Genomic DNA, 24,112 nt, shown 5'->3' with positions numbered 1-24,112 from the left:
GCCCTATGGGAGGGCTGCGCCTGCGGTCGACGCCCGTCGGGAACGTCCTGCTGATCCACCCCAAGGGCCGCTTCGACGACCGGGCAGCCGCCTTCGCCGGAGGGCTCGCCGAGGACCCCCGGCGCACCCTCGTCGTGGTGGACCTGCCCGCCGACGTCCTCGCCGCCCAGTGGCAGGCGGTGGCCCGACTGCTGTCGCCCGCCCGCTACGGCGACCTGCGGCTCGTCTTCGGCCGCGGCAGCGGCGACGACATCCGTACGGCGGCCCGTCTGATCGCCGGGCGGCTCGGACGCGAGGTGCTCGCCCCCGACGGCACCATCGTCCCGACCGCCGGCGGAGGGCTGTTCGTGCCCGGCGACGAGGGTGCCGCCTGGCTGCGGTTCCGGCCGGACCGCGACCCCGAGCCGGAGTCACAGCGCTTCCCCAAGCCGGACTGGGGGTTCTCCGTGCCGACCCGTACCCGGCCGGTCGGCGCGGACACCGTCGTACGGCCCGTCCCGGCCGGCGTATGGCTGCACCACGCCGACCGCGACCCGCTCGCCGCCCACCACCGGCGCGAGGTCGAGGCGGCGTCCACCGACATCCACCTCCTGAAGGTCGTCCTCGGCAGCCCCGGCACCCCACCCCTGCCTCTCGACGACGTGGCCGCCTATTGGCAGACGGTGCTCCCCGGCGCCCGCGCCGCCGTCCGCTTCGTGGTGTACGGCACCCTGGACGCCCCCGGCGACCTCGCACCCGGCCAGGCCCTCGCCGACGCCCTCGACCATGAGGTCGTCCTGTCCGTGGGCCTGAACCGCCAGTCCGGCGCGACGACTTACGTGCCGGCGCCGGGTGCACTGAGGCCGTCCTCGGCACCGCCGACACATGTGCCGCTCGGCGAAGTCACGGCACCCGACGTCGTATCGGTCACGCTGACGGCGAGTGAAGCGGCGCCGGTACCCGTGCCGGTGAGTGAGCCGTTCGGTCTGGGTGGCGCCTCCGTCGCCGAACCGTCCCGGCCCCACATCCGGACAGAATCAGCGGTGGGTGCCGCCCCGGCCGAGTCCGGTGCGCAGGCTCACGCCGTTGAGGGAGGCCCGACACTCACCCCGAGGGCCTTGACGCCCGTCGTCTCGACGCCGACTGTGCCCGCGCCCGGCAGCCTCGGCGCCGGGCGGCACGAGGAGCATGCGGCAGGCCTTTCCGAGGCGCGCACCGCCGCAGCCACGGACGTGCCGTCGACGGTCACAGTGGAGGAGGGCGGCAACGCGGCCGACCCAGACCCGCAGGCGGCCCCTGCTTCGACGAGTACTCCGGTCTCCGCCGATCCCGCCCCCCAGCACACGGCCGCCCCTGACCTCGATCCAGGTCCTCACCACACCGCCGTCCCTGACCTCCATCCGAGCCCTCACCACACCCCCGGGCCGCCGTCGGCGCGACCCCTCGTGCGGGCCCCCGCGCCCCGATTTCGGCTGGAGTCCGCCGCACCTGGGCCGGGGACGGTGGAAACGATCCCGGCGCCGGACCCGGGCTTGTCGGCAGCCGGCTCCTCGGCCCGGGACGCGGACAGCGCCGGAGCGCCCTCGGCACCCGTCGGGGTACGAGTGCAACCCGTCCCGAAGGCGTCGGCCTGCGCCCTGCCTCCGGAGCGCGGCATCGCGCAGGAGCGGGACTGGGTGCGCCGCACGTTCAGCGAGCAGTTCAACGCCGTGGCCGGCTCCGTCTCACGGGTGATGTCCGAATCGCCGGGCCTGCGCGGCCGGTCCAGGGCCGAGGCGGCCGACGCGCTGACCGAACTGGTCGCCGTCCGCCTGTACCTGTCCGGCGACAGCCGTCGGGCCGACGCCGCCGTGCGCGCGGCCACGGCCGGACCGCACGTGCCGCTGGCCCGCTGCGTGACCGCGGGACTGCGCCGCCTGCCCTCCTATCGCGGGCCGGCCCTGCTGCGCACGCGGCTCACCCAGGCGGAACGCTCCTGGTACCGCCCGGGCAGACCGGTCACCGAGTGGGCCTTCTGCCACGCCCGTACGGCCCTGCACCCGGGTCCTCGCGGCAGCGACGCGCTGGACGTCCTGATCTGGTCGATGACCGCGCGCCGCACCAGTTCGCTGGACCCCGCCGTGCCCGACCGGGTGGTGTTCCTGCCCGGCACCGTCTTCACGGTGCTGCGCGCCGACGAATCCGTCGTACTGCTGCGGGAGTTGTCGCCGTCGGAGACCGGCGAGCACGGCCGCACCGATACGCAGCGGGCGAAGCTCGACGAGATCGCGGTGAAGGGGCTGGAGAAGATCCTTGACGCCCTGGAGCGGGCCGGCACCGACGCCGCCGCCGAGAACGCCGACCCGCCCGGACTGATCGTGACCCCCCGTGCGGTCGTCACAGAAGGAGCCAAGCCGTGAGCAGGCAGGTCCTGATGGTCTCCCCGGACCGGCCGGGTGCCCACCGTACGATCGCCGGCGCACTGGCCGAGGCCGCTGAGGGGGCGCTGATCACCATCGGCCCGGGCCGGTACGAGGAGTCCCTGGACATCGTCAGACCCGTCAGCCTGGCCGCCGAGAGGGGCGACGGGACCGTACGGGTGCACGCGTCCTCGGGGAGCACGGTCGTGGTGGACGCGGAGGCCGTCCAACTGTCCGGGCTCGTTTTGTCGGGCGCGGACCGCGACGCCCCGGTCCTCGACCTGCGGCGCGGGCAGTCGGCGCTGGACGGCTGCCGGATCGAGGGGGAGGCCTGGACGGCCGTACTGGCCTGGAACGAGGGCACCCTTGCCGCCCGCGGCTGCCAGGTGACCAACCCGCACGGCGCGGGCGTCGTCGTCACCTCGCGCGGCGCCAACGTCCTGGCCGACACGGAGGTCTCCGAAGCAGGGTCCTCCGCGGTCGTGGTCGCCGAGCACGGCCGCCTCGACATCCGGGACTGCCGGCTGAGCCGTCCCCGGGGCAACGGTGTCTGCGTCAACGGTGCCGCCTCCGCGACCGTCGAGAGCACCACGATCACCGGCAGCGGCAAGCCGGCCGTCGCCGTGGAGCAGGAGGCGCGCGCCGCCCTGCTGAAGGTCACGGTGACCGGCAGCACCGCCCTGGACGCCTACCTCACCAGCCGGGGCGAGACCACCCTCACCACGTGCGCCTTCTCGGGTTCGGGCGGCCAGTCCGTGCACATCGCCGAGGGCGCCAGCCCGCGTCTGCGGGACTGCACGGTCACCGCCGCGGCGGGCACCGGTGTCCACGTCGCCGGGGGCGCGCGGCCTCGCCTGGAGGACTGCGAGATCACCGGCGCCCCGGTCGGGCTCCACGTCACCGGCGCGGCGACGGTCGTCACGGTGGCTGGACTGGTCGTCAAGGACTCCGCAACCGCCGCCGTGCAGGCCGACGACTCGGGTACCGCCGAGCTGGAGCGGCTCGTCGTCAACGGCGCCGAAGGCGCCGCGATCAGGGCGCAAGGCGGTGCCCGGCTGTCCGTACGAGACGCCCGGATCGGCATGGACGGCGGCGGACACGGTCTGTGGCTCGCCGGGTCGGCGAGCGCATTCGTCGCGGGTTCCGTGCTGCGCGGGTGCCGGACGATCGTCGGTGAGGACGCCGAACTGACGGCACACGACAGCGAGTTCGCCGACTCGCCCGGGGATGCCGTGCAGGTCCTGGCGGGCGGCTCCCTCACGGCCGTCGGATGCCGGATGAGCGGTGCGCACGGACGGGGCGTCAACGCCCACGACGGCGCCCTCACCGACCTCGCCAACTGCGTGGTCCAGGACGACGCGGGCGACGACCCGGCGGAGCAGGGCCGCGACGAGGCACGAGAGGACGATGACCCGTCCGGGCACAGAGCCGCCGCGACGGGGACCGGTTCCGGGCCGCTGGCCGAACTGGAGGCGCTGGTCGGGCTGGAGAGTGTCAAGCACGAGGTCACCGGGCTGATCAACCTCAACAAGATGGCGCGGCGGCGTACCGAGATGGGCCTGCCCATGCCGCCGATCAGCCGGCACCTGGTCTTCGCCGGCCCGCCGGGCACCGGCAAGACCACCGTGGCCAGGCTGTACGGGGCGGTGCTCGCCGAACTCGGCATCCTCACCCAGGGCCACATCGTGGAGGTGGCCCGCGCCGACCTGGTCGCCCAGATCATCGGCGGGACCGCCATCAAGACCACGGAGGTCTTCAACCGGGCGCTGGGCGGGGTGCTCTTCATCGACGAGGCCTACACCCTGACCAACCAGTCGCGCGGCACCGGCCCCGACTTCGGCCAGGAGGCGGTGGAGACCCTGATGAAACTCATGGAGGACCATCGCGACGAGATCGTCGTCATCGCGGCCGGCTACTCCGAGCACATGGACCGCTTCCTCGCCTCCAACCCGGGCATGGCCTCCCGTTTCGCCCGCACGGTCGAGTTCCCCAACTACGAGCCGGAGGAACTGGTCACCATCGTCAGGGGCCTGTGCGCCAAGCACTACTACGAGCTGTCCGACGGCGCGGTGGACGCGCTCAGCCGCTGGTTCGAGGACGTGCCCAAGGGCCCGACCTTCGGCAACGGCCGTGTCGCCCGGCAGGTCTTCGAAACGATGATCAGCACCCAGGCCTCCCGGCTCGCCCTGCACCCGCCGGGACACGACAGCGAACTGAGCCTGCTGACAGCCGCCGACATCACGCCTGCGCCGCAACAGCCCGCGGCGGCCTCGGTCAACTCCTCACCATCCCCGGCCGTTTCGGACATCGGCACGGCCGCGACCCGACGTCCTGAGCCGGAACCCCAGGGGACGGTCCGGGGGCGAGAGGCGGTGCACGATCGTCCTTCCGCGGTGCCCCCACCCGCCCCACCCTCACCGGTGCCTCCCGCCGGCCCCGAGCCCGCCGCGCTCCCCACCTCGGCCCTCCGTCACCTCGCGGCCCTCAGCGGACTGCGCCCGGTGACCGACGCACTCGTGGCGCGCCTGGAGACCCTGGTCCGGCTGGGCCAGGGCACCGCCGGGCTCGCCGACGTCGTCCTGGAGGGCCCGCCCGGCAGCGGTCGCCGCGCCGTGGCCACCGCCTACGGCAGGACTCTCGCGGAACTCGGCCTCATCCCCTCCGGCGGACTCACCCACGTGCCGCTCTCCACCGTCCCGGCCCGCTGGGAGCCCCAGCCGCACACGTTTCTCGCCGACGCCTTCCGAAGCGCGTCAGGAGGGCTGCTGTTGGTGGAGGCCGACCCGGCCTTCGAGTCCCGTCCGGACACCGAACGCCGCGCGGTCCTCGACGCGTTGACCGCTCACAGTGCGGCGCGCGATGTGGACGGCGCCGTGCTCGCGTTGTCGGGAAGTGCCCCGCGGCTCATGGAACTGCTGGGCACTCGCACCGACCTGGCCGCCTCCTTCGCCGACTACCTGCGACTGCCCGCCTGGACCGGCGCGGGGCTCGCCGAACTGACCCGGAGACGGCTGACGGTCCTGGGCTTCGACATACCCGACGACGTCCGCGCGGTGCTCGCCTGCCAGGACCCATCCCACGGCGCCCATGGCGCCCACCGACTGGCCGACCGCATCGCCGCCCGCGCGAGCGGCCCCGTACTCGCCCCGGGAGACCTCGCCGACGAACTCCCGCTGCACGACGCACTGGTGGCCTCCTGATGAGCGAACGGGCACGGATCGGCGGCCGGTCGGGCAGCAAGCCCGCCGTCCGGCGCCCGGCGAACCCCGGCCCGGGACACCATCACGAACGACGATCACGAATCACTCGCCACGAGAGGAGCGGCCATGGCCGGCAACACGAACACATCGGTGGACACCTCGGGCATGCGCATTGCCCAGGGCAGTTTCCAGACCGCCCTGGACGAGGTCAACAACACGTACACCCAGATGCAGAGCCAGATCGAGGCGCTGCGCGCCAGCTGGACCGGTGACGCCTCCACCACCTTCCAGAGCGCCATGGACACCTGGCTCACCGACTTCGGCACGGTGAAGCAGCAGCTGGATCTGATGCTGCAGAAGCTCCAGGCCAACACCGGGAGCTACGACACCACGCACCACAACACCAGCGACGTGGCGAACCAGCTTCACAAGAGCATGTCCAGTCCGCTGCCCGGCTTCTGACCGTCCGTCACCACACCACACGAGGAGCGATCCATGCCTACGTACACCGTCAACATGAACCAGGTCGAGTACGTGGTCGGTGAGATGACCGCGATCAGTGGGAAGATCCAGGCGGCGCTGACCGAGCTGGACGACAGCGCCAAGGTGCACCTGAGCGAGTGGACCAGCGACGCCCGCGCCACCTACGACGTGGCGAAGGCCAAGTGGGACGCCGCCGCTGCCGACATGGTGACCCAGGCCCAGAACGCCACCAATGCCCTCGGCCAGATCAACGAGTCCTACTACGCGGGCGAACGGCACGGCGTGAGCCTCTGGGACCAGTGACATGACGGACGGCATCAGCGCCCAGAACAACAACGACAACGGCAGCAGCAACAACAGCTCCACCACGTCCACCACGTCCACCGGGGACCACCACTACCACGGTGGCACCGACGTCCTGCACGTCCCGGGCATCCTCAGCGACCTGCATCCCTTCGTGCCCCCGCCGGTGCCCGGCGGCGACGGGCACAACGGCACCTCGATCAGCACGCCGTCGATGGACCTGTTCGCCTCCAACATCGACCTGCTGATCCAGCCGGTGCGCAATGTCGCCACCGCTCTGAACGACGTGGCCGTCGCGCCGGGCGCGTTCTACCACGCCAACAAGATGCGCGCGACGGTGAACGGCGCGAACGCGGACGGCGGTCTGAAGAAGAGTTACGGCGACGCCCTCTCGGCGCTGATCCGCGGCCTGACCGACCTCCGGGACGGCGTGCAGGCGCTGAGCCGGAAGTACGGCACGACCGAGGAGGCCAACAACATGACCGCGAGCGACCTCGCGGATGCCTTCACGACGACCACCGCCGACTTCAACACGATGATGACGTCCAACGGCGGCAGCGCCATGACCCCCACCGGCAGCGGCAATACCAGCACCAACAACACGAACACGAACACCACGCACGCCTAGGCGCGGATCGGGCGGGCGTCGGAACGCCGGCTTCATGGAAGGGCGAGAGTGCCGGACTACAACAGCGGCGGCTTCCACCAGGGGAGCGACGGGGCCATCTTCGGCAACCCCGACGCGTCGTCGGACGGAACCGTCACCGACTACGACAACTGGGACTGGAAGCAGATCAAGGCGGCCGTCTACGGGATGTCCTCCGGAGTCGCGACCGACGCCAACATCGCCCACGCCCGGTCCATCGCCAACCCGCAGTCGCTGCTGGACGCCGCCAACGCCTTCTTCCACGTCCAGCGGACCCTGGAGGGCGTCACGAAGAGCCTGGTCGACCAGGCCAAGGCGCTCGCGGGCGACAACGGGCCGTGGGGCGGCAGCGCGGCGGACGCCTTCCTCGACATGATGAACAACTTCTCCCGCCAGGTGAAGGCCAACGCCGACGTCCTGTCCGGGGGTTCGACCGGCGACCACTCCATTCCCCACCAACTCGCCAACAACGCCATCTCCTTCCAGAGCGCGCAGAACAAGCTCGCGGAGATCGACGTCTGGTATGCCGACCAGGCGCGAGCGATGGGCGTCACCCCGATGTCCGACGGACTCATCCCCATCAGCCAGAAGCCCGAACTGGTCGCGATGATGACCGAGGACATGCGCGCCGTACTGAAGAACCTCGCGCACTCCTATCAGGTCACGACCGACGCGATCATCAACCCCACCCCCGTGACCTCGCCGACGAACAACCCCAACGGGCCGGACGACACCGGCAACAACGACAATTTCCCCGACCTGAATTCCGGCCCCGACGGGTCGAACGACGGGATCGGCGACGGCATCGGCGGCACCGGGAACCTCTCGGATCTCTCAGGGTTCCCCGACACCGGCCTCGACGGCGCCACGGGCCCGGGCGACGGCATCGGCGGCGTCGGGGACCTCGCCGGCCTGGACGCTTCCGGCGGCGCGACGCCCTACCCGGGCGACCTGTCCGGACTGGACGGCGCGGGCCTCGATCCCACCGGCTTCGGTGACACCGGCCTCGATCCGATCGGCTTCGGAGACACCGGTCTCGACGGGTTCGACCCTTCGGCCATCGACAGCGCGCTCAACCCCGTTGCCTTCCCGGGGCTCGGCGGCCTTGCGGGTCTGGGCGGCCGCGGGCTCGGGACCGGCGAGGAGGCCGCCCTGGACGGCCTGTCCACGGCCGACCCGGCCGCCTTCGGCGACACCGGGCTCGACGAGGGCGTCGGTGCCGGTCTGACCGACGGCCTGGGCAGCGGCCTCACCGACGGCCTCGCCTCCGGTTCGCCCGCGCAACTGGCGACGTCCTCCGGGATGCCGTACATGCCGGGGATGGGCGGTACGGGGGCCGGCGGCGCCGGTCCGACGGCCGAGCCCACGGACGCGTCCGGACTGCTCGATGCGAGCGCAGACCCCTGGGAGGGCGAGGAGCTCCCCGTGGACGAGGTCGGTTCGGAGGAGGGCGCGGCGGCGGGTGGCGAGGGTCTGGGTACCGCCGGGATGCCGTTCATGCCGGGTATGGGCGCGGTCGGTGCGACGGGCGCGGGCCGGGACGCCGCGAACGAACGCAGCGACGCCTCCGGGCTGTTCGAGGCCAGCGCCGAGCCCTGGAGCGTCGAGTCGGAGGACGGCGGCGACGAGGTGGGCTCGCTCGCGGGGGCCCTGCCCGGTGTGCCCTACCTGCCGGGGTTCGACGGGACGGCACCGCAGGCCCGCGCCACCGCGGGCCGCACGGCCGACACCGCCGGCGAGCGCGGGCGGCCGGTACCCGACGAAGAGGCCGCGGCCCCCGAGACCGTGACGGTCACCGGCGCCACCACCTCCGCGCCCGCCCCGATGGCCGTCGGCTCCGACGGAGCGCCGCTGCCCGCGCAGGACGACGGCTCCGTGATCCGGCAGCCGACGGCCGACGACGGCGAGGAGGACTTCGCGGCCTGGGAGGCCGGAGCCGGTGCGTTCGTCCCCCTGCTGTGGGCCCTGCCCGGTGCGGGCGAGGCGGAGACGGACGCGAGGACGGACGCCGACGGCGAGGCGTCCGAGCCGTACACCACCTGGCAACCGGACCGCGCCGCCTCGGCACTGCCGAGCGGCGCGAACGCGGGCGTCCCCGCCATGGCGCTCTGCGGCGACGGGGGACCCGAGCCCGAGGAACCCGAAGCGTCCGAAGAGGCCGAGGAGCCGGAGGAGGAGCCGGCGGTCCGTGGCATCGCGGACCTGCTGGTCCAGGACGAGAGCACCTGGGGCACCGTCCCCGGCGACTCCACCGCCACCTTCTGACCTGCCGTCCGCCTCCGCCACCACCGTCCGAGAGGAGAGGGGTTCCCATGCCCGGTCCGTACGACCAGCAGATCGAGGACCTGCTGGCCCAGTACCGCCGCCAGCGCGACGCAGCAGCCGAAACCCGGCGCAAAATCAACGAGACCACGGCGACCGTGACCGCCCCGCGGCAGACGGTGAAGATCACGGTCGGCGCCCAGGGAGAGGTCACCGCCGTCGAGTTCCCCACCGGCGCCTACCGCAGGATGGCACCCCGCGAACTGGCCGACGTGCTGCTCACCACTCTCCAGCAGGCCAGAGCCGAGGCACTGCGGAGCGTCGCCGGGGTGCTGGCCGACGGCCTTCCACCCGGCGTGACCGTGCCCGACCTGCTCCAGGGCCGCATCGATCCCGACGCCGTGCTGCCCGAGGACCCTGCCATGCCCGACCCCGTACGCGACTACGTCGACCACGGCCTCCAAGGGGAGAACCATGAGTGACGGCACTTTCTCCGTCGACACCGAGCAGCTCGACCAGGCCGCGCCGCAGGTGCAGGAACTGGCCGCCCGGATCAGGTCCATCGCGACCAAGCTGAACGGCCGCCTCGAAGCCCTCGGCCCCTGCTGGGGCGACGACGAGAGCGGCCGGCAGTTCCTGGAGCAGTACGCCGAGCCGAAGCGGCAGCTCAATGCCGGCATCACCGGTGCGGGCACCGTCCTCGACAGCACGGTCGACGGGATCCGGACGATGGCGAAGGGGTTCCGGCAGACCGAGGAGCAGAACGTGGAGACGCTGCGGGCCATCACGCCCACCGACTCCGCGACGGCGCACGCCGCATCGACGCACCACGCGCGGCGCTGACCCCGCAATCGGTGCGGAACACGGCATGACGGAACACGGCTCGACAGAGGAACACGGCACCGGATGAGCGTCGAGATGCCCCCCGAGCTGGCCTGGGTCGCCCGGCTGGCGGTCGGGCAGGCCTGGCCGAAGGGCAACGAGGACGACCTGCACGCACTCGGCCAGGCGTGGCATGATGCCGCGCAGGAGCTGAAGGGAATCAGCGGCCAGATCGGCGCGTCCGGCAACGGGGTCCTGGAGAGCGTCGGCGGGCAGGTCGCGGACGAGTTCCGCGGTTTCGTCACCCAACTCGAGGCGAGCCTGCCGGAGATGGCGGAATCCGCCGGCCAGCTGGGAAAGCTCGGCAAGCACACCGCCGTCCAGGTCGAGTACGCCAAGTACATGATCCTCGGGCAGCTCATCCTGCTGGCCGCCCAGATCGCCGAATGGGCGTTCTTCGCGCCCGAGGTCATCCCGGTGGCCATCACCGGGGCCCGCCTCGCGGTGAAGATGATCCTGCGCCGCCTGCTCATCTCCGTCGCCACCGGTGTCGCCCTCAACGTCGGCCTCGACGTGGCCGTCCAGACCATCCAGTTCCTCAAGGGCGACCGCACCGAGTGGTCCACGGAGAACACCGTGTCCGCCGTCGTGTCGGGTGCGATCGGCGGGGCCATGGGCGGCCTCTTCTTCGGCGCGGGCAGCGTCCTCGCACCGAAGTTCGCCCACTCGCTGCTCGGCAAGGGCATCCTCGGCGCGGCCACCGGCATCAGCACCGCCGGGATCATGTACGGCATCTACCACAGCGGAGAGGACGAGTTCGGCACTTCCATCAGCGCGGGCGCGCTGGGGGCGCTGGGCGGCGGCGGCAAGCGCCGCTTCGGCGGCAAGGGTGACGCGTTCAAGGTGGACCCCGTCCATGTGAACGTGCCCGACGCGCTCACGTTCGACGTGCCCGGAGTGGTGTCGACGGTCAAGACGGAAACAGCCGGCACGGACACCTTCAAGGAACTTTCGGACGGCACGACGACGGGCGGCACGAACGCGACCGGGCACGCGCCGCGTGCCGAGACGGCGACAGCCACCAGGTCGGGTACCGATACCCGTACCACGGATACAAGTGCTGCGCGTACTTCGGTCGTGCGCGAGTCCACCGGCGGCGCGTCCGCTGCGCACGCCGCCCAGCACGACAGTGGTCTGCCGGGCTTCACAACCACCCTGTCCGAGGCCCCGCGTCAGGTGGCCATGGGCCAGAGCGCTAGTGGGACCTCCGGGAGCGTCGGCCGCAGCTCCACTCCACTCGGGGCCGGTACCGCGACCGGTGCGAGCGCCGCCCCGCGCCCATCGGGGGCGGCTTCGGCCGTGGGAGGCACCGAGACCGGTCCCCGTGCCGGCACCTCGGCGGGAGCCGCACCGCTCACGTCGGGCCGACAGACCTCGACCCCGGCACCGTCCTCGTCGACCCCCGTCGACCGTGCCGCCGTGCCCGTGAGCCGTCCGGCCACCACGGGTGGACCCGACACGGGCCCGTCCGTCACAGCCGCCCGGCCCTCCACCGAGGCCGTCGGTGAGCCCGCCCCGCTGCGGACCGACACCACACAGGCCCCGCGTCCGCAGACGGCGACGGCAGCGGGGGCCGTGACAGCCACGGCCTCGGGGACCGCGACCACGCAGCACACCGCCAACGCCGGTCATCCGCACGGTGGTGACGATCCGGGCGGCGACGGCCCCGTCCGAGCTCCTGCTCCCCGCATGCGCCTCGACCGCACCCCCCGGATCGTCGTGCGCTCCACTTTCGAGGCCCGCCGGTTCGTGCACCAGGGCGAGCCGGTCACCGACCTGACCGTCAGGATCGCCTTCCGCAACGGTGGCTCGGGGCACGACACGGAGGCCGTGTGGGCCAAGGTGACGACCGGAGTCGAGCAGTTCCTCAACGCACCGAAGTACCGCCTGCCGGGACAGGATCACCGGCCCGGTGCCGGTGACCGGCTGCATGTCACCGTGGTCCGCGCAAGGCCGGGCGAGGAGGCGCACCTGACGGTCGATCTCGTCGGCCGTGACGGGGTCATGGACCAGCGCAGGTGGCGGGCGAACGGGGAACCCATCGAGTACGCGCACGAGTTGACCCACCAGGTGCTCGGTCTGCGGGACGAGTACCGTGACGATGCCGTTCCGCACCGCCCCCATGCCGAGGGCAGTCTGCTGGGCGACTTCCACACCGACTCACCGGACGGGCTGGCCAGGGGCGGTCTGCGCGAGCGTCATCTGCAGTTGGTCGCCGCCGTCGTGGGCGACCTCCATCGCGAGGACCCGGGACTTCCGCACGACACCGAGTGGGAGCAGGCCCGCCTCGCCGCGACCCCCCACAAGCGAAGCCACACCTGGGTCGACCCTGTCTCCGACCCGTCGCGCTACGAGCAGCGCGACGGCTCCGCGCGCGAGACGTCGACGCTCACGGACCCACGCATGCTCTCTGCCGGCCGGTCCGATTCCGACGAGTCGGAGCCGGAGTCGGACTGGGAGGCGGATACCTACACGCCGCCTCGTCCTGGCCGCGCGGCCGCCTTGACTCCATTCCACTCGACGGCATCGGCCCACATCACCGACACGCAGCAACCCGGCAACGGAACACACGCCGAAGAGCCGGCCCCGGACGGCCGCGGGACGCCTGAGTCCCCCAATCAGTCCGAGGACCGGTCGGGGTACACCGATACGGCCGGACACGAGACGGCCGAGGAAGGAGCGAATGTCCCCGCCCCGGTCGTGCCTCTGCTCGAAGCGCTGCCGCCCGGGACATTCGAGGCGCGAACGCTATGGGGGGACGACTCCTTCGACACCTTCGGGGTGGCTGTAAGACGGCCCGCCGGCTGGATCGAGACGCATCCGGTGGCCTACTTCCATGAAAAGGAGGGCGAAGGAACCCCACAGAACAATGATCTTCTTTGGGCGCACCGCGTTGATGCCTACAAGGCCAGGGCGAAGGCGGCCGCGCACCGGCTTCATCTCATCGTCGAGCGAGCGAAGGAAACAGTCAGCGCGAAGGAGGCGAGCGATCAGGAACGAGCGCGGGCCCAGAAGCTGCTGAAGACGGAGTCGGCAATGGCCGAGGACGGCTGGCTGCCCGAGTACCGCAGTGAGTTCCTTCACCTCCAGATGCTGATGGGGGAAAGTGACTTTCTGGACGCCCTGCCGCGCGAGTTGGTCGTCAACGACCGTTGGCACGTCGGTCCCGAAGACGAGCCCGGCACCACGACGCCGTGGGCCCTGGTCGACCCGGAGAATCCGACGGGTTCGATCGGCGGTTCGTTGCGCGGACCTGACGGAGTGTCGACACGGTTCCACGACTGGCTGAACGGCATCGGTGGCCACAGTGATTGGCTGGCGGACTGGGCCACGGACCAGTCCTCCGGCTCCATCACCGCCGAGGCACTGCGCTTCAAAGTGATGATGAGCCACTTCCGTCCGGCGAAGACCCCGGAGGGCTTCTACTGGCATCGCCTCGACCACCCGGACCTCAGGAACGACGTCGTGCCGGCAAGGAGCCGCCATGAGGATGACACACCGGTCACGAACTTCCACTCGTCCTACGTGCGGAGCATGGCAGCCCAGCACGTCTTCACCCACGAGATCCTGACCCGGGTGAAAATGCCCAACGTCGATCCGGTCGAAGGCGTCGTTCATCTTCTGCGTCTGGAAAAGCGATCCTTGGTGCAGGAGTCGAACGAGGGTGTAGCCCTGGAAGTCGGCAAACCGATAAAGCTGCAGCGCGGACCTGCGGAGTCGTTCAGTCTCCTGGCGCCGTACAAGGACCCGAAGGACACCGTCAACCACACCTTGGGGCCGTTTTGGGTCACCACTCAGAAGATTCCGCTGCACCAGGTCTTCGGCACGTACCTGCAGACCAGAGCGGGGGAACTACCCGAGCACACTCTCTTCCTGTCCGAGACCGAGAACGAGTTCCTCGCACTGTCCGACCGTGCCGAAGTCGTCTACCACGGCACGGACACGCCCCCGCCGCTCGCCGTGGTCCGGGAGGCGTCCGCTCCGCACCCCGACGAAGCCGCCCCTCGTGCCCCCGTATCGGGCGGCAGCGGTCGACAGACAGGCACCTCGGACACCCATCACCAGACGCACCCCGGTACGGACACGACTGCGGAGACGCCCGCGGAGACGCCCGCGGAGACGCCCGCGGAGACGCCCGCCTCCTCATCCGAGAACGCCTCTTCACGGGTGGTGGCCCCGGCCGTGGCTCGGTCGCAGTACGGGATGCCGGAGAAGAACTTCGACAAGTTCAGGGACGTGGCGCGGACGAAGAACCTCGTCATCGACGTCCGGCCGACCAATACGGCCGCACCGAAATGGCTCGATGAGGGGAAGCTGCCGAAGCCCAAGGACATCAAGGCGAAGTCCATCAACGACCTGGACGTGCGGCTGGGCGCCAAGGCCGAACACGTCGGCCTGATCGGGTACTTCAAGCCGCTACGGCCCGAACGGGGAAACCTCGACGACAGAACCTGGGAACAACTCGAGAAGCGGTTCGCCCAGCGCGCGCAGGAGTTCGAGACCCTGGCGCCGGTGATGGCCGACCTCCAGGCGCAGGGAAGGTTCAAGGTCGAGAACGGCCTGGTGTACGGCCGGGACAGCCAGCACGAATGGAAGGAGATCACCGGCGACCACGACGTCTTCGACATCAGCACACCGGGCGGCACCCGGCTGAAGGGGGACCCGTACCACGAGGTCGTCAACACGATGATGGCCGGCGACATGGCCGTCATGCACGGCGCGCACATGGACTGGGAGCCGTCCACGCCCTTCAGCAAGGGCATCTTCAGCAAGATCGTCGAGTCGCACCAGGAGGGCGGCGAGCCCCTGCTGCGTTTCCGGCCCGACGTGAACGACGCCGAACTCGTCTACGCCTCACGGGAATTCCCCTTCCCGAACCCAGCACTCGCAGAGCCGGAACCCGGCACCGCCGCCCAGCAGCGACCCCCGCACGCCGACTCGCCTCCGCCGCAACCGCAGACCCCGCAGGAGCCGCAGACCCCTCAGGTGCCGGAGGAGCCGCGCGATCCTGCCATGCCGTTGCCGGAACCACCGTCAGTAGAACCGCTCGTTCAGCAACAACCGTCGGCCGAAAGGCTGCGCGAGCAAACACCGTTGGCCGACCGGCCTGCCGATGACTCGTCATCGGCCGAAGCCAAAGCCGAGCAGCCGCCGTCGGTCGAACCGAGAGTCAAGCAGCCGACGTCGGCCGAAGTCGAAACCGAACAGCCGCCGTCGGCTGAACCATCGGCCGAGCGCCCGCCGTCGGTCGAGCCCCCAGCCGAGCACTCGCCGTCAGTCGAACTGCCGGCCAAGCACTCGCCGTCAGTCGAACCCCCAGCCGAAGAACCGCCCTCGGCCGAGCCGCCCGCCCAGCAACCCCCCTCCGCCGGCCCGCCCCAGCAGCTCCGCGGCCGCTACCAGCGCTCGTTGGCCGGGATCCGAATCACCAACGCCCCTAGCCCCGAGGCCCTGCGCGCCCGGCTGCTGGCGATGCTGCCCCCCGCGCATGCCGAGGACCGTCAGGTCGTCCAGACGCTCGACCTGGAGTTCGATCCGGCCACCTTCCGGGCCAGGCACGAGGAGATGGTCAACGGCGGCCACCGCTTCCAACTCCGGGTGAACGGCGTCCTGCACGACGTCGAACTCACCGCCCGCCCGGCGGAGTGGCGCCTGCGCGGGAAACAGGCGTCCGACGCGGAGAAGGCCGACAAGGGGTTCGAACGGTCCGCCGAGGCCAAGCGCGAGGCCGAACCGAAGAAGACCTCACTCACCACCTCCGAGGCGGGCCTCGACCTGGCCCCCACCGTGATCCGGCCGGACGCGAGCCACCCCGACCGGCTTGCCGTGATCACCCCGTCGGTCAAGGCGGGCGGAGCCACGCACACGACCGACACCTCGGTGAAGGAAGCCGTCGAGACGGGTACGAAGACCTCTCTCACCGGCCCCACCGACACCTATGTCTCGGAGTTCACCTACCGCGTCGCCGTGATCGGTCCCGACGGAATCCGGCGGCCCGATCCGGCCCGTGAGGCGCTCGTGGGTGAGGTGATCGCCGAGGTCACCCGCCCGGTCACGGACCGGCCCGACGGGGTGCCTGCCCGGTGGAACGGCTGGGAGAGTGACGGCCCGGGCCGCGCGGAGGGCCGCCCGCTCGACGTGACAGGGTTGAGCGTCCTGCACGACGACGTGTTCCGCCACCTTCCGCGCGAGGAACGCCCGGACGGCACCGCGCACAAGGACATCCTGGAATTCCTGTCCCCGAGGAACGTCATCGACGGCTTCGAGCACGCCGCCGGCTGGGGCCTGACGTCCAAGCGGCTGGACCTCTCCGACGGCGGTCACGCCTGGCTCCGGCTCACCCTCGTACCCGGGACGTCCGTCCACGAGGGCACGGTCTCCGACAAGGACTCCTTCACCAGCAAGGAGACCGGCGAGCACGGCGCCGGCCGGACCGACACCGCCAGTTGGGGCCTCGGCCTGAACGGCGGCGGCGCGCGGCGGGTGCGGCAGAGCCGTACGACCGACGAGTCGACCTGGCTGACCGTGACCGGCGGCTACTCCTACGCGCGCAGTCAAGCCCACCAGGAGAAGGGCAAGCAGACCTTCTCCGTGGAGCACAGCCTGGAGCGGGCGGGCACGGGCGACCTGGTCAGAACGGAAGTAGAGTTCCGCGTCGAGGTCCTGCGTGAGCACCTGTCGCCAGGGTCGGACGGCCTGCACGAGGTCCGCCCGGTGCCCGACCCCGGGCCCGCGCCCGGCGAGCGCCCCCGCGACGAGGAGAACCCGCCCGCCCGCCGCACCGGCGAGGTCATCCGTCTCCGCCCCCACCCGGCCGCACCCCCCGACGCCGCCGCGCATGACGCCGCCTCGTCGGCAGCGGACCCCGGCGGCACTCGTCACGCCCCCGATGACCTGCGTGCCCCGCTGACCGCCCAGCGCACCGCCTTCGTCGACGTCCCGGGCTCGACGGAACTGGAGCGGCACGTCACCGACCGGTTGCGCGAGCTGGCCCCCGGCATCCTGCCGCCGCCCGACGGGGCGGCGGGCCGCGTCACCCCGCAGGCCATGGAGAACCAGCGTCTGCTGCGCGCCCGGCTGTCGCCGTCCGGCCTGCGCGGCGACGGCGGACGGCTCCTCGCCGGCACCTTCCGGATCACGCTGGACGCCTCCCACCTGCCGGGACTGCCCGGCCGTAGCTACGACGTGGTGGTCGGGGCGGACATCGGGGCGGGCCGGCACGACGGGGCCGTGGCGACCACGGTGAAGAACACGGTGTCCCGGGGCCACACGTCCGAGAAGGGCGTGAGCCGAGGGGGCAAGCACACCCTCGGCGTCAGCGGCACCGTGCGCAGCGCGCTCAACCCGCAGGACAGCGTGCGGGCGTTCGGGCTCGGCGGCGTCGACGGCTCGTACGCCCCGACCCGGCAGACCGTCGCAGGCGGAGAGACGCAGGCCAAGCGCACCTTCCAGCACAAGGGGCAGGCGGACGCGTTCAGTTACCCGGTCGGCTACCGCGTCCTGGTCGGGCCGCACCGGGAGGGCGACCCGCCGAGTGCCCTGCCCGCCGGTCCCGCTGCCGACGGCGGGACCGCGGGGGCTGTACGGGACGTGGTCCTCACCGAGGGCGACCGGCTGCGGGTGGAGGTGCGGCGTCCGGAGGTCTCCACGTCGGTGCCCCAGTTCATGCGCCCCGGCCGGTTGTCGCAGCTGCACTCCGTCACCCATGTCGGCGACGAGGCCGGTTTCCGGAGTCAGGCACGGACCGCCTTGAGGAACGCGTACGACTCCCGCCGGGCTGACAGCGAACCACCGCGCGTACCCGAACTCGCCGACGCCGTCGACGCGTTGGTCGGCCGGGCCCAGCTCCCCGGGCTGGTCTCCGCCTCGCACGTGGGCTGGGTGAACACCCTCGACCGGCACGTCGGCGACGGCCGCCACCCCGACACCGTCGGCCTGTCGGTGCGCACCCGGCTGATCGACCTGACCTACCAGGAGACCCTGTCGGGGGACGGCACGCTCGACCTGGAGCTGAAGGCGAGCGCCGCCACCACGCTCGCCGACCAGACGTCCTGGTCGCTCAAGGGCAACGTCGGCCCGGACTTCGGCCGGTTCCCCGAGACCGCGACCGGCGCCCTGACCACCAGCTACCAATTGCGCGGCGGCATCAGGGCGAAAGCCGGCGGACAGTGGGACGACGCCGACACCGTCAAACAGCAGACGACCACTTCCCGCAAGGTCAGCCACACCGGCACATGGCACGTCTACCGCGCCACCGCCGAGGTGAGCATGGCCGGGAGGATCACCGACGCCGCCGGGACGCCCCACCTCGGCCGCCCGGTCCGCCACGACCACGAGCTGCTCGTCCTCGTGTCCGACGAGGACGCGACTCTCCTGGAGATCGGGGATGCCGCCGTCGCGACGGCCCGCCCCCCGGAGCTCCGGGCCACCCTGCTGGACCAGGGAATCTCGGGCGGCGTCCTGGTGAACCTCCGCGACACCGACCTCGTCCTGCGGGAGATCGACCAGCAGTTGCGCGGACCCAACGCCGAGACGGTCCCCGTGGCCGCGCTGCCCTTCGCCGACACCTACGCCCCCGACGCCCTCGCCGCCCGCTACGACGAACTCGTCGGACCCGGCGTGCTCGACCGTCACGTCGAGGTGACCCGCGCCGGACGCGTCGTCACCGAGGTGCTGGTGCGCGGCGTCCCCAACGAGTGGAAGGACCAAGGCTTCCGTTCGGACCGTCCGCTCACCCGTGACGTCAGCGCCGCCGACACGGTCAAGGGCAAGGCGGGTGGCAAGAGGTCGGCCGGCATCGAGGGCAACCTGCGGGCCGCGGTCCGTCCCCCGGTGGCCCACCTGAACTCGGCCTCCCTGACGCCGGGCGCCGCGTTCGAGGGCAGCCGCGGTGACAGCGCCGAGTCCGGCGTGACGACCACGGTCGGGCACAAGACGTCCGGGTTCGGCGACGATCACGCCCGGTTCACCACCGATCTGAGCTACGAGGTGACAGTCACCCGGCGCACCGAGACCGGCCGTTTCGTGCACCTGCCGAAGGACCCGGCGACCGTCGGGCCGGCCAGGGTCACCGCCTGGGTGCCCCTGTCCCTCACCGAGAGCGCGACCGCCGCAGCGCACCCGCAGGTGCCGGACGACCCCGGCCGGCCGGCCCCCCACCCGGCGCCGTCGGCAAACCACCCGTTCGACATCGAGCTCGCCCGCACGGACCTGCGGCGGCGTGCCGAGCACGCCGCATGGCAGAACCAACTCGGCGCGGCGCACGACCTGGTCGGCTTCGACCGCACCAGGGATCTGCACGATGCCGCCGTCCAGGTTCAGTTGACACCGCGCCGCTGGGGCGACGGGCTGCTCGAACTCATCGGCGAGCAGTACTCGTGGGCCCTCGCCCGCGGCTCCGCATTCGGCCGGTGGGCCGTGCGATCGACTCTGCCCGCACACCTCGCGGCAACCGTCGCCCGCTTCCTGGACACCTTCTCGGCCGATCCCCGACTCGACAGCCGACCCAGCTTCAGCCGGGAGCAACGCCTCACCCTGGAAGAGCAGTTCGCGATCAGGCAGACGTTCTCGGGGCAGTCCCTGCCCGCCCTGTTCCACCGGCTGGCCGACGAAGGCCACGTCCACCGGGTGCCGGGCACCTCCCTGGCCCTGTCGATGCAGGCCATCGGCCCCGCCGAGGCAGTGTCCCGTCGTGACGCGGCCGACGACGAATTGACCGTCACCGTCAAGGACGAGGCCGGCACCACCGCCACCGACGCCGCCAACTGGACCGTCTCCCCGCTCGACTTCTCCGCCCTCACCGAGGATCCGGTCGTCACCATCCCGCTGAACACCGGCCGCATGACCCGCGACCAGTCCTACGACGTGGCGCGCCCCGTCACCCGAGCACCCGGCACACCCGGCCGGCCCACCCCCGACACCGACCTGCCGCACGGCAGGACGGCCACGGAACCCGGCAAGGTCAAGGTCACCGATCCGGCCTTCCTGATGCGGCAGCCCGTCAGGATCACCGTCCGCCGCCACGACGACGCAACCGGCAACGGCGCACCCCGGTTCGTCACCGGTCACGTCTTCCACTGGTCCACGACGCCCGCGGCCGACCCGCCGTCCGCGCCCCCGCCCCGCCCCTCCGCGCCCGCGGCCGAACGCGCCGAACACCCCGCGCCTCCCCGTCCCCTGCGCGCCCCCGCGGCCGCCCCACGCTCATCCGGCCCCTTCGCCGACGAGATCGCCCCCCGAGCCCCCCGATCCGGGATCGGCGCGGCCGGCACGGCGACTGCGGCCATCGACACCGCGATCGGCGAGCACCCTGCCGCGGCCGCCTCCGCCCCGCTCACCCATGGCGTGGCGTTCGACGCCGAAGACTCCACCACGCCCGGCCCCCGGGAGGTCGCCGCCATCGACGCGCTGGCCGCCGAACTGGCGCGCGAAGCGGTACGACGTGTCGCTGTCGGCCTCCCGCTGCCGGAGGTGCTGGTCACCGGGCACGGAACCGCGGCCGTATCGGGGCAGCCGCACTTCGGCAGGGCGGTGCGGCTCGGCGCCGAACGGGCCGACGGCGTCCGGGACGTCATGGCGCACCGCCTCGACGCCCACCTGCGGGACCTGGCCTCCACACTCACCTCCGAGGCGTTCACGATCACGACCGAGTCCCGTGGCCCGGACCTCCCGCACGGTACGGACCCCGCCCACGACACACCGGAGGCCCGCCGCCGCGCGACCATCAACGTCATCCACCGTCCGGACCCGGGCCCACAGCCGCCGACGCCCGACAGCCGCCCGCCCGTGCGCCCCGAGCAATGGCGTGCGCGCCGCGTCCACGCCGTCTGGGCCGTGCTGCGGACCGAGCGGTACGACCCCGCACGCGACCCGGCGGCCGATCGTCCCGCGCCCGGCCTGCTCGCCGGCCGCGACGTCGTGATCCGTGCCGCGATCGCCAGGATCCAGGCGGACGACGGACGCTGGGTGCGCAATCTGTCCCTCCACCTGCCGGTGCGCTTCGGCGAGGGTTTCACGGCCACGGACCTCGGCGCCTACCGTGAGCGTCTCCAGACACTGCTGGACACGTACGTCAACGACGGCCGCCGGCTGCCCGGTTCGGGCGATCAGCTGCACATCGACGTGGAGCTGGCGCACCGCCCGGACCACCCGGAGGCGGTCGAGATCAGCCGGAGCGAGCGACCGGTGCGAGCGTGGGATCAGTTCACCTTCCCGCTGGGCACGCACGAGGGCATCCGCGACGACGCCCGCGCGCTGCACGAGATGCTGCACTACGCGGGCCTCCCGGACCGCTACCACGACGCCACGACGCTCTTCCGCCGCCTGGAACGGCAGAGCGAGCGAAGCGGTCTCATGGCCGACATCGACACCATCGACGTACCCGACACCTATCTCCGGACCATCGCGGAGGCCACCGACTCCGGCCCGGTCCTGCGCGACCTGCCCTACACAGGCGAGGCGAAGCCGACGGTCACGGCGCCGGGACTGACCGGCGCCGCCGCCCGCGACGCCCTGTTGACGGCCGACCCGCAGACCGGTTCCGCACCCGTGCGTCCCCCCGCCGCCGCGCCCTTCGCCGGGCATGACCAGGAGTACGTCGACAATCTGATCCGCCGGGTGCTTCATCCGGAGACGGAGATGGAACACGGCCGCAACTGGGCGGGTCCCGGCCGGGCTCTGCTCGACGCCACGAGCTACGGCGTCCTGCATGCCGACGGGCGGCGGACCGTGCACGAGGTGCCCTGGACCGACGCCTACATCGTCATGGCCCGCGCCGGTGAGGACCACATCACCCTGGAGACCCCGGACGGCAAGATCCGGCTGACCGAGGCAGAGGACTTCGCCGCCCTGCTGCAGGACGACCCGAGGCTGCCGGCACACGCCGACATCGTGCTGGCGGTGCGCGGACTGCCGCAGGACGCCCTCGGCCTGCCCCAGGCCGTGTTCCGGGCGACGGGAAGACGGGTGTGGACACCGTCGGCGGGCACTCTGCGGATGGTTTCCTCGCGCCGCGACCACCGTAAGATCGAGCGTTTCGACCTGATCGGCACCGACCCCCGCTGGGCCCCGACCACCTCGGAAGCGGGCCCCGACCACTTCGCGCACCTGCGGGCCGAGCATCTGCTCACCGACCAGTACAGGGTGGCGACCGCCGACGATCAGGCGGTGCTCTTCCGCCGGTTGCCGGCCACCCAGTACGCGATATTCCCTCACGGGTCCCGGCCCGATCCCGACACCCCCGGACTGATCCTGCCCATGCAGGAACTCGACGTGGTGCCGGTCCGCGCCATGCCGAAGATCCGGCTCTCGCAGGACCGCACCCTCGCCATCGACGGCGGCGGACTCAGCCAGCACGCCTACGCCACGGAGCGCGCCGTCGACGAGGCCAACGCCAAGCTGGCCGCGGCCGGGAGCAAGGTCCGGCTCACCGCCGATCCCGAGGTCACCGTGACCTTCGAGCGGGAGGACGGCCTGCCCACCCCACCGCTCCTGCGGATCACCCCGGAGTTCCTGACCAGCTCCAAGAGATCCGAGGAGGAGGCCTGCCGGGATTTCGCGCAGATGGTCTCAGGTCAGGTCAGGGCGTCCCACGTGGTGTTCCGGGTGCCCGAAGAGCGGGTCGCGACCGCGCAGGTCAGCGCCCTGGACACGGCGGAGGTCACCGGTACGCACCACCTCGCCGAGTCCCTCGCCCGCGTAGCCGACGGCGCCCTCGACCCCGCCGCCACCGGCCCGGCCTGGGCCGCCGCCCAGACCGCCCGGGACGACCGGGGCGTCGGCGGTCAGGGCGGCTCACCCACGCCCGGCAGGGAGTACGGCAGCGCGCTCAGCTACCAACGGGTGGACGACCCGCGCCGGTACGCCCTGGCGCAGTCGGCCCGCCGGACCGGGATCAACGAAGCGGCGTGGGCCCAGGTGGGGGAGGGCTATCTCGTGCAGTCCATCAACGCCGCCGACGCCGACGGCAAGCCCACACTCGCGGTCAACTACGCCAAACCCACAAGGAGCAACGCCTCGCACTTCGGATACCACTTCGCGTCCGTCGTGCTGGCCAGCGAGGACGGCCAGGCGCAGATCACCCTGGAGAACCACGCCCGGGTCAGCAGGACCCGGCAGGAGATGAGCCAGGCGGTCGAGCTGAACCTGAGGAGTTCCGCCGCCAGACTGCGCGCACTGGCCGCCGCGCTGAACGATCGCGCGCGCTTCGCGGAGCGGGTGGAGGCGTCCGAGGAGCACCAGAACACGCTGAAGGCCAGGGCCCGGCTCGCCGACCGGCTGGTCGCGGCCCGGGAGGCCCGCGACCGCGGCGCGCCCGAGGAGGAGCAGGAGCGGACCTTCCAGCAGGCGGCCACGGCCATGCTGCGCGCGGCGCCCATGATCGACGGCAAGGCCCAGTGGTACTTCCGCAGCTACAGCACGCGCCCGGGGGAGTCGATGCACGAATCCCACGCGGAACTGCTGTCCGACCACTTCTCGGCCGAGGCGAACCCGCTCACCCTGGTCGTCCTGCACGGTCACGGTGTGTCCGCTCCCGAGCACCGGTTCATCCCCTTCGAGGCGTCCGGCGCCATGGCGGACAGTGCCGGCTTCAAACTCGACCACCTGGCCGAACAGCTCGTCCGCTCCGGTCTGTGGAACCTCGCCCACGACCTGCCTCTGCCGACGGTACGGCTGACCGGACACAGTGGGGGCACGGAGCCGCATCTGGACCTGAAGCTCACCAGGGACATGGCCGCCACAATCCGCGACGAACTGCACCTGCGCATCGCCGACCTGCTGCGCCGGCGCGGCTCCGACACCGCCCCCGAGGCCTTCCGCATCTTCATCGGCTCCGGTCTCCAACGCCACGACGGCCGCGGCCGCGGGCCCGAGGTCACCTTCGAGGTCGACGAAAGGCGTGCCACCGGGGACGACCACGCCAGCACTGCGACGACTTGACCCCGAGGCCGGACACGCAC

General features: G+C 71.9%; 9 protein-coding genes. All 9 read left to right on the top strand.

Going from position 1 to position 24,112, the window contains the following annotated elements; genetic code table 11:
- Positions 1–5 precede the first annotated feature (5 nt).
- The 9 genes from ACIGDI_RS19725 (at position 6) to ACIGDI_RS19685 (ending at position 24,092) form a co-directional block, all read left to right on the top strand.
- On the top strand, positions 6–2,378 hold the full coding sequence (locus tag ACIGDI_RS19725) for a hypothetical protein (RefSeq protein ID WP_399898127.1): 2,373 nt from the start codon (positions 6–8) through the stop codon (positions 2,376–2,378).
- Positions 2,375–5,578, top strand: coding sequence for a right-handed parallel beta-helix repeat-containing protein (locus ACIGDI_RS19720; RefSeq protein WP_399898125.1), 3,204 nt, complete (start codon positions 2,375–2,377; stop codon positions 5,576–5,578). Before ACIGDI_RS19725 ends, ACIGDI_RS19720 begins: the two co-directional genes overlap by 4 nt.
- A gap of 126 nt (positions 5,579–5,704) precedes the next feature.
- Positions 5,705–6,040 (top strand): WXG100 family type VII secretion target, encoded by a 336-nt coding sequence (locus ACIGDI_RS19715; RefSeq protein WP_200698534.1) that lies wholly within the window; start codon positions 5,705–5,707, stop codon positions 6,038–6,040.
- Positions 6,041–6,073: 33 nt separating this feature from the next.
- Entirely contained in the window at positions 6,074–6,364 is a 291-nt protein-coding gene (locus ACIGDI_RS19710) for a WXG100 family type VII secretion target (RefSeq protein ID WP_200698533.1), read from the top strand.
- Between the two features lies 1 nt (position 6,365).
- The gene (locus ACIGDI_RS19705; RefSeq protein WP_399898123.1) at positions 6,366–6,992 is read left to right on the top strand and encodes a hypothetical protein; all 627 of its coding nucleotides are present in this window, start codon (positions 6,366–6,368) and stop codon (positions 6,990–6,992) included.
- A 48-nt stretch (positions 6,993–7,040) separates the two neighbouring features.
- Positions 7,041–9,275 (top strand): hypothetical protein, encoded by a 2,235-nt coding sequence (locus ACIGDI_RS19700; protein ID WP_399898121.1) that lies wholly within the window; start codon positions 7,041–7,043, stop codon positions 9,273–9,275.
- Positions 9,276–9,322: 47 nt separating this feature from the next.
- Positions 9,323–9,754: a YbaB/EbfC family nucleoid-associated protein gene (locus tag ACIGDI_RS19695; protein WP_399898119.1), complete on the top strand. Its 432-nt coding sequence runs from the start codon at positions 9,323–9,325 to the stop codon at positions 9,752–9,754.
- Positions 9,747–10,115: a WXG100 family type VII secretion target gene (locus ACIGDI_RS19690; RefSeq protein WP_399898117.1), complete on the top strand. Its 369-nt coding sequence runs from the start codon at positions 9,747–9,749 to the stop codon at positions 10,113–10,115. Before ACIGDI_RS19695 ends, ACIGDI_RS19690 begins: the two co-directional genes overlap by 8 nt.
- A gap of 63 nt (positions 10,116–10,178) precedes the next feature.
- Entirely contained in the window at positions 10,179–24,092 is a 13,914-nt protein-coding gene (locus ACIGDI_RS19685) for a hypothetical protein (RefSeq protein ID WP_399898116.1), read from the top strand.
- Positions 24,093–24,112 lie beyond the last annotated feature (20 nt).

This window comes from Streptomyces sp. NPDC085900, assembly GCF_044540925.1.
GTDB lineage: Bacteria > Actinomycetota > Actinomycetes > Streptomycetales > Streptomycetaceae > Streptomyces > Streptomyces gilvifuscus.
The sequence above is the reverse complement of the archived record's forward strand: the minus strand, read 5'-3'. Positions and strand labels throughout refer to the sequence as shown.

Coding starts and splice junctions, on each gene's coding strand:
- ACIGDI_RS19725 (WP_399898127.1), top strand. CDS start 6: ATGGGAGGGCTGCGCCTGCGGTCGACGCCCGTCGGGAACGTCCTGCTG.
- ACIGDI_RS19715 (WP_200698534.1), top strand. CDS start 5,705: ATGGCCGGCAACACGAACACATCGGTGGACACCTCGGGCATGCGCATT.
- ACIGDI_RS19710 (WP_200698533.1), top strand. CDS start 6,074: ATGCCTACGTACACCGTCAACATGAACCAGGTCGAGTACGTGGTCGGT.
- ACIGDI_RS19705 (WP_399898123.1), top strand. CDS start 6,366: ATGACGGACGGCATCAGCGCCCAGAACAACAACGACAACGGCAGCAGC.
- ACIGDI_RS19695 (WP_399898119.1), top strand. CDS start 9,323: ATGCCCGGTCCGTACGACCAGCAGATCGAGGACCTGCTGGCCCAGTAC.
- ACIGDI_RS19690 (WP_399898117.1), top strand. CDS start 9,747: ATGAGTGACGGCACTTTCTCCGTCGACACCGAGCAGCTCGACCAGGCC.
- ACIGDI_RS19685 (WP_399898116.1), top strand. CDS start 10,179: ATGAGCGTCGAGATGCCCCCCGAGCTGGCCTGGGTCGCCCGGCTGGCG.